This window comes from Campylobacter sp. JMF_14 EL1 (assembly GCF_027737585.1).
Taxonomy (GTDB): domain Bacteria; phylum Campylobacterota; class Campylobacteria; order Campylobacterales; family Campylobacteraceae; genus Campylobacter_B.
Genome location: NZ_JAOVTW010000001.1, coordinates 177,953 through 191,174, shown reverse-complemented (window position 1 = coordinate 191,174; position 13,222 = coordinate 177,953). Strand labels below are relative to the sequence as shown.

At 42.4% G+C, this 13,222-nt stretch carries 12 protein-coding genes; 11 read left to right on the top strand and 1 reads right to left on the bottom strand.

Annotated features, from left to right (window positions below; all coding sequences use genetic code 11):
- Positions 1-48: 48 nt before the first annotated feature.
- Both OFN73_RS00920 and OFN73_RS00915 read left to right on the top strand, forming a co-directional pair.
- Complete coding sequence (locus tag OFN73_RS00920) at positions 49-1,089, top strand: HdrB C-terminal domain-containing protein (RefSeq protein ID WP_270861830.1); 1,041 nt, start codon at positions 49-51, stop codon at positions 1,087-1,089.
- A gap of 281 nt (positions 1,090-1,370) precedes the next feature.
- Positions 1,371-2,912, top strand: coding sequence for a phosphoethanolamine transferase (locus OFN73_RS00915; RefSeq protein WP_270861829.1), 1,542 nt, complete (start codon positions 1,371-1,373; stop codon positions 2,910-2,912).
- Between the two features lie 139 nt (positions 2,913-3,051).
- On the opposite strand, the gene OFN73_RS00910 is transcribed toward OFN73_RS00915, so the two are convergent.
- Complete coding sequence (locus OFN73_RS00910) at positions 3,052-5,628, bottom strand: ATP-dependent Clp protease ATP-binding subunit (protein ID WP_270861828.1); 2,577 nt, start codon at positions 5,626-5,628, stop codon at positions 3,052-3,054.
- 184 nt (positions 5,629-5,812) lie between these two features.
- Here OFN73_RS00910 and OFN73_RS00905 point away from each other — a divergent pair, with 184 nt between their 5' ends.
- From OFN73_RS00905 to OFN73_RS00865, 9 genes are all read left to right on the top strand, one after another.
- Complete coding sequence (locus OFN73_RS00905; RefSeq protein WP_442867877.1) at positions 5,813-7,159, top strand: S41 family peptidase; 1,347 nt, start codon at positions 5,813-5,815, stop codon at positions 7,157-7,159.
- 1 nt (position 7,160) lies between these two features.
- Complete coding sequence (gene purC, locus OFN73_RS00900; protein ID WP_270861827.1) at positions 7,161-7,877, top strand: phosphoribosylaminoimidazolesuccinocarboxamide synthase; 717 nt, start codon at positions 7,161-7,163, stop codon at positions 7,875-7,877.
- 3 nt (positions 7,878-7,880) lie between these two features.
- Complete coding sequence (gene purS / locus OFN73_RS00895; protein WP_270859018.1) at positions 7,881-8,117, top strand: phosphoribosylformylglycinamidine synthase subunit PurS; 237 nt, start codon at positions 7,881-7,883, stop codon at positions 8,115-8,117.
- Positions 8,114-8,779 carry a phosphoribosylformylglycinamidine synthase I gene (purQ, locus tag OFN73_RS00890; protein ID WP_270861826.1) on the top strand — a complete coding sequence of 222 codons (666 nt, stop codon included), beginning with the start codon at positions 8,114-8,116 and terminating at the stop codon, positions 8,777-8,779. Before purS ends, purQ begins: the two co-directional genes overlap by 4 nt.
- Positions 8,773-10,065: a hypothetical protein gene (locus tag OFN73_RS00885; protein WP_270861825.1), complete on the top strand. Its 1,293-nt coding sequence runs from the start codon at positions 8,773-8,775 to the stop codon at positions 10,063-10,065. The genes purQ and OFN73_RS00885 overlap by 7 nt, the downstream gene beginning before the upstream one ends.
- Complete coding sequence (locus OFN73_RS00880; protein ID WP_270861824.1) at positions 10,052-10,819, top strand: lysophospholipid acyltransferase family protein; 768 nt, start codon at positions 10,052-10,054, stop codon at positions 10,817-10,819. Before OFN73_RS00885 ends, OFN73_RS00880 begins: the two co-directional genes overlap by 14 nt.
- A 23-nt stretch (positions 10,820-10,842) precedes the next feature.
- Positions 10,843-11,916 carry a CapA family protein gene (locus tag OFN73_RS00875; RefSeq protein ID WP_270861823.1) on the top strand — a complete coding sequence of 358 codons (1,074 nt, stop codon included), beginning with the start codon at positions 10,843-10,845 and terminating at the stop codon, positions 11,914-11,916.
- Positions 11,917-11,937: 21 nt separating this feature from the next.
- Positions 11,938-12,699, top strand: coding sequence for a TSUP family transporter (locus OFN73_RS00870; protein ID WP_270861822.1), 762 nt, complete (start codon positions 11,938-11,940; stop codon positions 12,697-12,699).
- A 90-nt stretch (positions 12,700-12,789) separates the two neighbouring features.
- Positions 12,790-13,164: a RidA family protein gene (locus OFN73_RS00865; protein WP_270861821.1), complete on the top strand. Its 375-nt coding sequence runs from the start codon at positions 12,790-12,792 to the stop codon at positions 13,162-13,164.
- Positions 13,165-13,222 lie beyond the last annotated feature (58 nt).

Below are 13,222 nucleotides of genomic sequence, written 5' to 3'. Positions count from 1 at the left end.
ATTATTAGCCAAATTTTAGTAGAATTTTGGGCGCAAAAAGGAGCAATTATGTTGGAGATCAGGCTTTTCAGATTTGACCCTAAAATCGATGTTTTAAGCTATTTTAAGCCATATATTTTTGAGCGCGAAAATTTCGCTAGCGTGGGCGAGCTTTTAGGCGAGATAAAGGCGGGCGATCCGTATTTTAGCTATGAGGGCGTGAGTTTTGTCAAAATCAATGGCGTGGTCGTAAGCGTGGAGGAGCCATTTGGTGGGATTTTGGCGCGCTTTGGCAGGATTTTATACATTGCGCCACTTAGCCAGAGCGAGGCGCGCAAGGATTTGGAGTGCGGATTTGAGAGCTTTTACTCTAAATTTCAGAGTTTTTCTGCTATCGCTAATAGCGATACTTTCGAGTTTTACAAGGAATTAGCGCCGTATTTTTACAGCTCAAATTTAAGGAAGTTTAGCGAGGTTTTTTTGGGAAACAGCGCCTTTGTTTTCGCAAATTTTCTGCTCGAAAATTTCCCGCAAAAAAGGGGCGAAATTTTAGATTTTATCCGCCCACAGCTCGTCTATTTCACGCCGTGTAATGCCCTAAATTTGGATTATGATTGCGATTTGATTTATGATAGGCTTTGCGAGCTTTGTGGGATTGATCCGGCGCGCGCGGATAAAATTTATAGCGCACAAAGCCTAGCCGAGATAGACGCAAACACTGCCCCGCACCGCTACACGGGCTTTAAAATCGCTGTTTGGGGCGATGAGGGCGCGCGGGATTTGGTGCGCAGATTTGGCGGAGATGTCGTGAGATTTGAGCGCGAAAACGAGGCGTTAAGGGCTGAAATTTACGGCGCCGAAAAGGAGTGCGCGCTAAGGGTGGCTGGGGAAATTCTCTTTGACGCGTTTGATAGCGGGGCTGATTTTTTGCTGGTAAATTCTAAAAGTGCGTTTGGTTTTATCGATGGCAAAAGTGGTGAAATCTGCGCGCTAATGGGGCGCGAGCTAATTGATTTTTACCTGCTTAGCACGGACGAGTTTATCGCCCTTAGCAAGGGTGAAAAGCCAAAAACTTTGGCGTCGCATAAACTAAAAGTCGCGTTAGTGTAGAGCTGTAAAATTTACTAAATCCGTCATTGTGAGCGAAGCGAAGCAATCCAGGGAAGTTACAATAAATTTCAAATTCTCTCTAAATTTTACTGGATTGCCACGGCGACTTTGTCGCCTCGCAATGACAAATTAGGCAAAATTCTGCTTGCTATTGCCATTGCAAGTAGCGAAGCGAAGCAATCTACGAGTTAAAATTTCCTGCGATAAATTTGCAAAATTCACAAAATTTTATAAAACCTGTGCTAAAATCGGCGATTTTAAATTTGCTTTAAAGGAAAATCATGGCTTTTAGCTCTATTTTAGAGAGAGAGAGAATAAAATACGCGCTCATCGTGCTTGCGCTTGTGCTAATTAGTGTGTATTTGGTGCTAGGCACAGGTAGGTTTAGTCTTTTTGGTGGGTGGGCATTTTATGTAAATGTCCTTTATCTCACGCTCTCTTCGCTACTTTTTATACATTTTAAAAAATCTTTTTGGTTGTATTTTGTGTTTTTTGCGTTTTTGTGCCTTTACGCGCCGATTGGTCTTTTGTATGGGCGGATAAATGAGGCGTTTGTTTTCGCTATTTGGGGGACTTATGGAAGCGAAGCAGACGAGTTTAGCAAGACTTTGCCACCGCAGTATTTGGTGTATTCTGCGCTTAGCGCAGTTTTACTTTTGTTTTTTTATTTTATCACCCCAAAATTTCAGCTAAAAGGTAAAAAAATAATCTCATTTTTTGCGATTTTTGCTATTGTTACGGCTTTGGGACAGCCGCTTAAAATCGGCACCACAAGCACATTTGTAAAGGCAATTAAATTTTTTAAACAGAGCTTAGATGATGTGAGGCTCTACACTAAAACAAAAATAGAGCCAAAATGGCAAATCAAAAGCGTAAATCCAAATTATAAAAATTTTGTCGTTGTTATTGGCGAGAGTGCAAGGCGGGATTATTTCGAGGCGTATGGATATGGCGTGCCAAATACGCCATTTTTGCGCGAAATCAACGGCACCTTTGTCGATGGCTACACAGCTACTGGGCTAAATACGATTTTGGCACTTAAACATGTCCTAAATGAGGGCGGAGATTTTGATTTAAATATCGTTGATTTGGCAAATTTGGCTGGGTTCGAGACATTTTGGCTTAGTAATCAGGGCAAAATCGGCTACTACGATACGGCAAACACAATCGTCGCAAAAAGGGCGAAAATGCTATATTTTTTGAGCGATGATGAGAGTGTAGCAGGGAAATTTGATGAAAATTTAGTAAAAAAAGTAGGCGAAATTTTATCGCAAAAAAGCGAGAAAAACCGTGTGATATTTTTGCACACTATCGGCTCTCACCCGCGCGCTTGCTCGCGCTTAAAATCGCAAGATTACAAAAATTACGCCGATGAGAGGACATTTTGGATAAACTGCTACGCCAAAAGCATAGCCCAAAGTGACGGCGATTTGCGCGCGTTATATGAAATTTTAGAGAGCAATCGCGCAAAAACTGGCGAGAGTTTTTCTGTGATTTATTTTAGCGATCATGGACTAACGCATAATTACAAGAAAAATCCGCCCGAGCTTTTGGTGCTAGAAAACGCTAGCAAGGAGCATTTCGCTATCCCGCTAATAAAATTTTCTAGCGATAGTGTGGGGCGCAAATTTGTAAAAAATGAGAGTTTTGCGAATTATTTTCCGCAAAATTTTGCGCATTGGCTGGGTGTAGAGACGGCAAATTTTGGCGAATTTAGCGATATTTTTAGCGACGGGGTGCAAGCAGATACGCTAGGGGCTAGAAATTTAGCGAAAAACAAAAATCCAGACCCTGCTGTGGATATTTCGAAATTTTATAAATAATTTGAAATTTTAAAATTTAAAAAAGCCTAAATTTGCAAAATTTAGGCTTGAAATTTTAAATAAATTCGCGCTGAAATTTAAGAAAATTTAGCGCGAATTTGAGGCTAAATTTAGCGCATAAATTCGCGCCAAATTTAGCTTATGAAACGACCTTGATCTCGATATCCTCGCCGTTGGCGTCGATTAGGATTGCATTTCCTTCTTTTAGCTCGTCGTTTAAAATCATATCGGCGATCTTATCCTCGACTAAATCATAAAGTGCTCGTCTTAGCGGTCTGGCGCCGTATTCTGCGTCAAATCCAGCCCCAGCAATGAGCTTTTTGGCATTTTCGCTTAGAGTTGCGCTGATACCGCGCTCTTCGAGCAAATGTGCTAGCTCTTTAAACATAATTCCCACGATATCGATGAGATTGTCCTCGCTAAGGGCATTGAAAATCACAATGTCATCGAGTCTGTTGATAAATTCAGGTCTGAAATAGTTTTTCAGCTCGTCTTTTACGGCGTTTTCGCGCTCATTTTCGCCCAGACTCATAATCTTATCCGAGCCGATATTGCTCGTAAGGATTATAATGGTGTTTTTAAAATCCACGACCACGCCCTTGTTATCGGTCGCGCGCCCGTCATCTAAAATGCCAAGTAGGATATTAAAGACATCTTTGTGTGCCTTTTCGATTTCGTCGAAAAGTAGCACGCTATATGGACGGCGGCGCACAGCCTCGCTTAGCTGACCACCCTCATCGTATCCCACATATCCAGGAGGCGCACCAAGCAAGCGTGAGACGCTGTGTTTTTCCATATATTCGCTCATATCAAATCTAATCATCGCTCGCTCATCGTCGAATAAAAATTTCGCTAGCGTTTTGGCGCTCTCTGTTTTACCCACGCCAGTAGGTCCTAAAAACAAAAAGCTTCCAATCGGGCGATTTGCGCTAGCAAGGCCAGCCTTGTTTCGCTTCACAGCGCGCGCTATGGCATGAAGTGCGGCGTCTTGACCCACGACACTTTGTTTTAGGTGAGATTCGATATTTAGGTATTTTTCGCGCTCTGATGAGAGCATTTTGCTTACGCTAATTCCTGTCCATTTGCTAAGGATTCCTGCGACCATTTCCTCATCGACGCGATTTTTTAGCAAAACTCCGCTTTCCTTCATACCCTCCCATTTGGCTTCTAACTCTTTGACTTTGGCGTTTGCGGCTGGGATTTTGCCGTATTCGATCTCAGCAGCCTTGCTTAAATCGCCTTTGCTTCTAGCGTTTGCGGCTTCGATTTTTAGGCTATCTATTGATTTTTTGGCTTCGCTTATGCCGTTAAATACAGCCTTTTCGTTTTCAAATTTAGCCAAAAGCGAATTTTTGGTTTCGTTTAAATTCTCAATCTCTTTGTCGATTTGATTTAGCCTTTTGTCGTTTTTGGCGTCGTTTTCCATTTTTAGGGCTTCTTTTTCGACTTGGAGTGTTAGAATTTCCCTTTTTGCCTTGGCTAGCTCGTAAGGCTCGCTCTCGATTTGCATTTTTAGCTCAGCAGCGGCCTCGTCGATCAAATCAATCGCCTTATCAGGCAAAAATCTATCGCTGATGTAGCGGTGGCTAAGCTTGGTGGCAGCGACTAGCGCGCTATCTGTGATTGTAACATTGTGATGAACCTCTAAGCGCTCTTTTATGCCACGAAGTATCGCCGTAGCCTCGCTCACGGTCGGTTCAGCCACGATGACAGGCTGGAAACGGCGTTGCAAGGCGGCGTCTTTTTCGAAATATTTGCGGTATTCTTTGAGCGTAGTCGCGCCGATAGTGTGTAGCTCGCCTCGCGCCAAAGCAGGTTTTAGGATATTTGCAGCGTCCATACTGCCTTCACTTGCCCCGGCTCCCACGATAGTGTGAATTTCATCGATGAAAAGTATCACATCGCCAGCTTTTTTGACCTCGTCGATGACGGCTTTTAGGCGGTCTTCGAACTCGCCTCTGTATTTCGCACCGGCAATGAGCGCGCTCATATCAAGCGCCATTACGCGCTTGTTTTGTAGGCTAAGCGGGACATCTTTTTGTGCGATTAACTGCGCCAAACCCTCGACAATGGCGGTTTTACCCACACCTGGTTCGCCAAGAAGTATTGGGTTGTTTTTCGTTTTGCGGATTAGTATTTGCATCATGCGAGTGATGACTTCATCGCGCCCGATAATAGGATCTAACTCGCCATTTATCGCTTTTTGGGTCAAATTTAGCGCAAATTTGCTAAGCGCTTCAAGTGTGTCATCGCCTGTTTTGGTGGTGATATTTTTGCCCGCTCTTAGCATTTCAAGCTCTTTTTTTATCTCGCTAAGATCGGCAAATTTAGCCAAAATTTCTTTTAGCGGAGATTTGTCTAAATTCGCCACTAACCAGGTATCAATAGCGATAAATTTATCCCCAAGGCTCGTCATTAGGCCTTTTGCGCTCTCTAATGAATTTACCACTTCGCGCGAAATTTTGATATTATCGCGCGTGACATTTGAGCTAGTTGGCAGGGTTTGTAGCGCGCTTTTGATTTCTAACTCAACCGCGCTTTTGCTGATGTCAAATTTGTTAAAAATTTGATTTAGCACAGAGCTTGAATCCACGCACAATGCCCACAAAATGTGCAAATTCGCAACCTCGCCATTTTTGGAGTGGATAGCTAGGGAGAGCGAACTTTCGAGTAGTGAGTGCATTTTGTCAGTTAAAATTTCAAGTGTTTCGTTCATAAAAAACTCCTTAAAGTTGATTTTGTCTGTATTATATATATTTAGTCTAATTATGTCAAGGTTTTTTAGTAAATAAATTTAATCTTTTAAATTTTTCGCTCTGAATTTTAAAATTTTATCGCTAAAAATGGCTTAAATTTAACTAATATTTAGCGAAATTTTTATAGAATTTCGCCTATTTCAAATTAAGGACAAATTTTTGCAACAAAAACATCTCTTTTTTGGCTTTGGTTTTGTATTTTCACTACTTTTTGGTCTGTTTTTTGTAGGAAATTTGGAGGCGAAAGAGGCAAATTCGACCAAAAAACCTGACAGCGAAAAAACAAGGCTTGAAGCGCTGGCAAAGCTTACTAAAACCCTAGCAATCGTGGAAAATAACTATGTCGAGCAGATGAGCTTTTCGGAGCTTGTGGATAAGACGATTTCGGGATTAATGGGAAATTTGGATGCCCATTCTAGCTTTATGGATCAAAAAGCTTACAATGATACTAAGGTGCAAACTCAGGGCGAATTCGGCGGTTTGGGCATTCAGGTCGGTATGAAAGATGGCGCACTAACGATAATTTCGCCGATTGAGGGCACACCGGCTGATAAAAAGGGGCTCAAAGCAAATGATGTGATTTTGCGAATCGACGGAAATGCGACACTTGGGATTACAATTGATGAAGCCGTAAGCAAAATGCGCGGCAAACCAAAAACCAAAATCACGCTTACAATCGTTCGCAAAGGCGAGAGTAAGCCCTTTGATGTGGAGATCGTGCGTGATATAATCAAGGTCGAGTCTGCGTATTCTAAAATGATAGACGATGAGAAAATTTTGTATTTGCGTGTAACAAATTTCGATCAGCATGTTACCGCTGATACGGCCAAATTTATAAAAGAACACCCCGAGGCAAAGGGGATAATCCTTGATTTACGAAATAACCCTGGCGGACTTTTGGAGCAGGCAATCGGGCTTGTGAATTTATTCGTTGATAAGGGCTTAATCGTATCGCAAAAAGGTCGCAACAAAGCCGATACCGAGGAGCATAACGCAGATCCTAAGAAAAAGGTAACCGACCTGCCACTTGTCGTGCTAGTAAATGGCGGAAGTGCGAGTGCAAGCGAGATTGTAAGTGGGTCGTTGCAGGATCTAAAACGCGCTGTAATCGTAGGCGAGAATACTTTCGGCAAGGGTAGCGTGCAGGTGATTTTGCCTATCGAAAACAAGGAAGCCTTGCGACTAACAATCGCGCGGTATTACCTTTCTAGTGGTCGCACAATCCAAGCTGTGGGCGTTACGCCTGATTTGATTGTAGCAGCTGGCAAGGTGCCTCAAAAGAGCGAAAATGAATTTTCAGTCAAAGAAGCCGACCTTAAAAAACACCTAGAAAGCGAGCTTGCAAAGGTCGAAGAGCCGAAAAAAGAAGAAGAAAAAAAAGAGAAAAAAGATGAGAAGAATTTCATCTCAAAAGAGCAGATTAACGACGATATTCAGCTAAAAACCGCAATTGATGCGATTAAAATTTTAAGACTAAGCAAAGGAGAGTAGCATGGCAAGCAAAAAAGAGCTTATTTACGAGGGCAAAGGCAAAAAAATGTGGTCTGTGGAGGGCAACGATGATTTGCTAATTAGCGAATTTAAAGATTCCCTAACTGCATTTAACGGCGTGAAAAAGGCAGAAGAGGCTGGAAAAGGCGCACTTAATTGCAAAATTTCAACTCAAATTTTTCATTTATTAGAGAAAAACGGCATCAAAACTGCGCTAGTTGAGACGCTAAACGAAACTGAGCAATTAGTCAAAAAATGCAAAATTTTCCCACTTGAAATCATCGCGCGAAATGTCGCTACTGGCTCACTTACAAAACGCCTTGGTATCAAAGAGGGCATGATTTTGCCATTTACTTTGGTCGAGTTTTGCTACAAAGACGATGATTTGGGTGATCCGATCCTAAACGACGAACACGCCATAATTCTAGGCGCGGTAAAAGATCAAGCCGAGCTTGACGAGCTTAAAGTAATCGCAAAGAAAATAAATGAAATTTTGGTTAAATTTTTCGATGAGAGAAATTTGCGCCTAATCGACTTTAAAATCGAACTTGGCAAAGATAGCAAAGGCGAAATTTTGTTAGCTGATGAGATTAGTCCTGATAGCTGCCGTTTTTGGGATAAGGATACGAACCAAAAACTAGACAAAGATGTATTCCGCCAAGGGCTCGGTGATGTAAAAGTCGCTTATGAGGAAGTTTTAAAAAGAATTTTAGGATAAAAAATGAAAGTAATCGTAAATGTAAAATTGAAAAATGGCGTTTTAGATCCGCAAGGCAAGGCTGTCAAACACGCCCTAACTTCGCTTGGTTTTAGCGGTGTAAATTCTGTAAGCGTGGCTAAACAAATCGAGCTTGACATGCAAGGCGAGAACAAAGAGGCGATTTATAAAAATGTAGAGCAAATGTGCGAAGACCTGCTAGCTAACACCGTTATCGAAGATTACGAGATTGTGCTATGAAGGTAGCGGTTATCAATTTCCCGGGCACGAACTGCGAACGCGACACAAAATATGCTTTTGAGCGTCTTGGTTGCAATGTGGAAGTGATTTGGCATAAAGATACTACGCTAAATGCCGATTTGGTCGTGCTTCCTGGCGGTTTTAGCCATGGCGATTATCTAAGAACGGCTGCGATTGCGAAATTTAGCCCTATTATGGAGGCTGTGCGCGCTCACGCCAAAAAGGGCGGGTATTTGCTCGGTATTTGCAATGGATTTCAAATGCTTTTGGAGCTCAAACTCTTAGAGGGCGCCATGAACCGCAACATAAATTTGAGCTTCATCTCTAAATATCACTATCTAAAAGTCATTAGTAATGACAATAAATTTCTTGCTTGTTGCAAAAATGGCGAAATTTTAAATATCCCTATCGCACACGGCGAGGGCAATTACTATGTCGATAGCGAAAATTTGAAAAAAATGTATGATAATGACCAAATTTTGCTTAAATACTGCGACGAAAATGGCAATGATTTAAACCCAAATGGCTCGGTTGATAGCATAGCTGGAATTTGCGATAAAAACAAAAAAATCTTTGGTCTTATGCCGCACCCTGAGCGCGCTATCGAGGAAATTCTTGGTGGAACGGACGGCGAAAAAATGCTAAAAGGGCTAGTTTGTTAAGAATAGTTTTAGCCCTTTTTAGTATTTGCGCACTTAGCCTAGCTGCGCCAGAGGTTAGCATAGATTCGCTCGATGATTTGAGCAAATACGCTCCGAAAAAATCGGAGCAAACCAGCTCTACTGAGGGCGCACAGCGTGATAACTCTCGCGTAATGATGAAATTGAATAAAAACGAGGTTATGAACAAAAACCTTAGCCTTGATGATTTGAAGGCGCTCGCACCGACAAATGAGGTGGATTTGGATATTTCAGATGAGAAAATCTATGAGGATATCAAACCCAAAGAACTCACTCTCAAAGTCGATGGAGCGCCTAAAAAAGCCTATTATAATGAAATTTTTAGGATAAATTTCAGCGTGTATTTAGGTCAAAAAGTAACCGTTACGCCAAAGCTAGCGATCGATCGCACGGAGAATTTAATCTGGCTAAACGAGGATAATCTTTCGTGGATACAGGGCGATGAGATGTTTGAAACGACGCTGTATTTTAGCGCAAATGGCGAGGGTGCGAAGATAAATGACATTATTCTAACCTTAGAGCGAAATGGCGAATTTTTTGAAAAAAGCTCGATTAAACCGCGCAATCCTGAGTTTATCAAGCTAGAAAAAAGGGAAAATTTCGTCCATATTTCAGCCGATGATTTGAAGCTGAAAAACTACAAAACCGCCAAATTTGACGATAATTCAAATTTGCTTACCCTAGATTTAAGCGTGCGAAACGGCGCGCTTGCCTCATTTAGCGTGGATAATCCCGCTATTGTAAAACAAGGCGTGGATTCTGTGCGTGGCGGATATGCTAGCCAGAGTGGGTATTATTTCGCTGTAATCGACAAAAATGTGAAAAATTTCGATTTTAGCTATTTTAATCTGCAAACGAAAAAATTCGAAAATTTCGGTATCGAGCTAAATCCGCAGGCCGAGGATCTTAGCACGCAAATCGGGCTCAATCCGAAAGAATCAAAATTTGAAGCTTACAAACAAATCGCCATTTACACCCTTGCAGCGGTGCTTTTGGTGATGTTTTTGCTCAGCAAAAATATCACTCCGCTGATTTTTGCGGTGATTATTTTGGCGCTAAATTTGTATTATCAAAACCCTTATGGAAACGGCAAAATCGCCAAAAATACCGCCGTGCATATCCTGCCGATACCGACATCTACGGTGTTTTATGTCACCAAAGAGCCTCAAAAGGTCGAAATTTTGGGCGAAAACAAGGGATTTTATAAAATCATGCTAAGTGGTAGCAAAATCGGCTGGATCAAAAAGGACGAAATTGTCAAGGATTAAGGCGCTTTTTTACTCGTTTTGGTTCGTCGCTACGGTAATGGTCGTAATCGTGCTAATGTGGGCGAAAAACAGCTCGCACCGCACATTTCGCCGTATGTGGGGCAGGTGGCAAAGATACGCTGTGGGTTATGATATCGAAATCATCGGCTCGCCAGACCCGCAGGTGGGGCTTTTTATCGCAAATCATCAAAGCATTATGGATATCGTGGTTTTGGAAGAAACGCACCCCGCAAACATCTGCTGGATAGCCAAAAAAGAGATTGGCGAACTGCCGATAATCGGCAAAATTTTAACCCTGCCAAAGATGATTGCCGTCGATCGCAAAAACCCTCGCGAGCTCGTGCGAATCGTGCATGAAGTAGATGATCGTATAAAAAATGGCCGCGCTATCGTGATGTTTCCGGAAGGCACCAGACATCGTGGCACGAAAATGCTCAAATTTCAAAACGGCGCAAAAATGATAGCAAACAAACTAGGCCTTAAAGTCCAGCCTATCGTGCTTATCGGCACTGGGGCGATTGCGGATTCGAAGGAATTTCGCGTGCGAAGCGGACATGTGAAAATCATCTACCTAGACCCAGTCGATACGAGCGATAACGCATGGTTAGAAAATACCCGCACCAAAATGCAAGCCATCATCGACGAGCACGAAAATTCAGCGCAAAATGGCGAAATTTCAGCGCAAAATTCTACGCAAAATTCTACGCAAAATTCAGAGCCAAATTCGGCTAGTAATAGTAGCGAACAGTGTTAAATTTGGCTAAATTTGGGGAAATTTTGAAAATTTTAATTCTGTTTTTTTCATTTTTACTTTTTGGTTGTGCTAGCGAAAACACCCTCTCTCTCATCGCTGTGGGGGATAATCTAATCCACTCCAAGCTAATCGAGGGCGCGCATGATAAAACCGCCAAAAGCCACGATTTTAAGCCGTATTATCGCTTTATCAAAGATGAAATCAAAGACAAAGATATCAAAATCATAAACCAAGAAACAATCCTAATCGAAGATAAAAAAAAGCTCTCTGGCTACCCAAATTTCGGCTCTCCGCTCGAAGTAGGCGAGGCTGTGAGGGACGCTGGGTTCAATCTAATCGCCCATGCGACAAACCACGCGCTCGATAAGGGCGAAGAAGGCATACTAGATAGCTCGAAATTTTGGTCTAGTTTCGAGGATATCACATATATCGGCATTTCGCCAGATCAAAATAGCAGTAAAATCGTTAAAATTTTGAAAAAAAACAATGTTAGCGTCGCGTTTTTGAACTACACTTATGGGCTAAACGGCCACATAATGCCAAAAGGCAAAGGGTATTTGGTGGATTTGCTAAGCGACGAGGAAAAAATTTTAAGCGACTTAGAACTTGCGAAAAAACACGCCGATTTTGTGGTAGTTTTGCCACATTGGGGCGTGGAATACACACACAAACCAACCGCCACGCAGAAAAAGCAGGCGCAGTTTTTGGCAAACTCTGGCGCAGATCTCATCATCGGCACACACCCGCATGTAATCCAACCATTAGAGCTCATCACCACAGATGATAACAGAAGCGTGCCGTGCTTTTATTCGCTAGGAAATTTTATCTCAAACCAAGACGAGAGCGCGCGCATGCTGGGCGCCATGGCTGATATCGTAATCGAAAAAGAGGGCAACGCGACAAAGATAAAAAGCCTGCGCGCAGTCCCGCTAATCACGCACATTAGCCCATATTCGCACGATTTTTCGGTGCATTTGCTCGCTCGCTACCCAGATATGCTAGCGATGACGCACAGGCTTAGGCGGGTTGGGGACTTTAAAACCGAAAATTTAAAAACGCTTTGGAACAGCGTTTTTCCTGAATTTGAAATTAAATAAATTTGATTAAAAGGGGAGAGTGTGGAATTTGAAATTTGGCAAATTTTGATTTTAGTTGCTGCGGCGTTTGCTGGTGGATTTATCGACGCAATTGCTGGTGGCGGAGGGCTGATATGCCTGCCTGCACTGCTTGCAGTGGGTATCCCGCCACACCTCGCCCTTGGCACAAACAAGCTTCAAGGCACATTTGGCACATTTTCTGCGGCGCTAAATTTCACACTCAAAGGGCTAGTCGATCCGCGCAAAATCGCCCTAGCGATAGTCTGCACTCTCATTGGCGCATTTATTGGCACGCGTGTGGTGCTTTTAATCGACGCGAAATTTCTAAACTACATTATCCCGGTTTTGCTTTTAGCGCTTTTTATTTACACTGTGCTAAGCCCAAATTTAGGCGAAAGCGAGCGCGCAGCGAAGATGAGTAAAAATTTATTTTATGTTTTGTTTGGTCTGCTTTTGGGATTTTATGACGGATTTTTCGGACCTGGGGCTGGGTCGTTCTGGACTTTTGCACTAGTTGGCGTGCTAGGACTTCACATGAAAACTGCTGTCGCACAGACAAAAATTTTAAATTTTGTCTCAAATATCGTATCACTAGGCGTATTTATCATCGGCGGACAGGTGCTGTGGATGATAGGTATCATCATGGGTTGCGCGCAGATAGTAGGCGGCTGGATGGGGTCAAATTTGGTCGTGAAAAAGGATGTGAAATTCGTGCGCACGATACTGCTTTTCGTCGTTGCATGCACAATTTTAAAGCTACTTTATGGACTGATTTTTGGCTAAAATTTGGTAGTTTTATAAAAAACTTAAATTTATTGGCTCATAAGTTAAAAGTGGCTAGAATTTTTTAATTTTTTTTTGAAAGGAAGCTGTATGAAGGTAATTTCGACAAAAAAAGCCCCAGGTGCCATTGGGCCGTATTCACAAGCAATCGTTGCAAATGGATTTGTTTTCACTTCTGGTCAGATTGCGCTCACGCCAGAGGGCGAGTTCGCTGGTGGCGATGTGAGAGCGCAAACTACGCAGGTTATGGCTAATTTAAAAGCGATTTTGAAAAAGGCTGGAAGCGACTTTGACCACGCGATTAAAACCACGATTTTTTTGGCTGATATGGGCGATTTCGCGGCGGTAAATGAGGTGTATGGCGAGTATTTCAAAGACACTAAACCAGCCCGCTCAACCGTTCAGGTCGCAAAACTCCCAAAAGACGCTCTTGTAGAAATCGAAGTCATCGCAAGCGTGAAATAAATTTATAAATTTTTCTGCTTTGTTTTGCGACGCTAAATTTTTGTCGCGAACAAAGCAA

Bases quoted from the DNA above. Each gene is read 5' to 3' on its own strand.
- OFN73_RS00920 (WP_270861830.1), top strand. From the start codon at position 49: ATGTTGGAGATCAGGCTTTTCAGATTTGACCCTAAAATCGATGTTTTA.
- OFN73_RS00915 (WP_270861829.1), top strand. From the start codon at position 1,371: ATGGCTTTTAGCTCTATTTTAGAGAGAGAGAGAATAAAATACGCGCTC.
- OFN73_RS00910 (WP_270861828.1), bottom strand. From the start codon at position 5,628: ATGAACGAAACACTTGAAATTTTAACTGACAAAATGCACTCACTACTC.
- purC (WP_270861827.1), top strand. From the start codon at position 7,161: ATGGCAAGCAAAAAAGAGCTTATTTACGAGGGCAAAGGCAAAAAAATG.
- purS (WP_270859018.1), top strand. From the start codon at position 7,881: ATGAAAGTAATCGTAAATGTAAAATTGAAAAATGGCGTTTTAGATCCG.
- purQ (WP_270861826.1), top strand. From the start codon at position 8,114: ATGAAGGTAGCGGTTATCAATTTCCCGGGCACGAACTGCGAACGCGAC.
- OFN73_RS00865 (WP_270861821.1), top strand. From the start codon at position 12,790: ATGAAGGTAATTTCGACAAAAAAAGCCCCAGGTGCCATTGGGCCGTAT.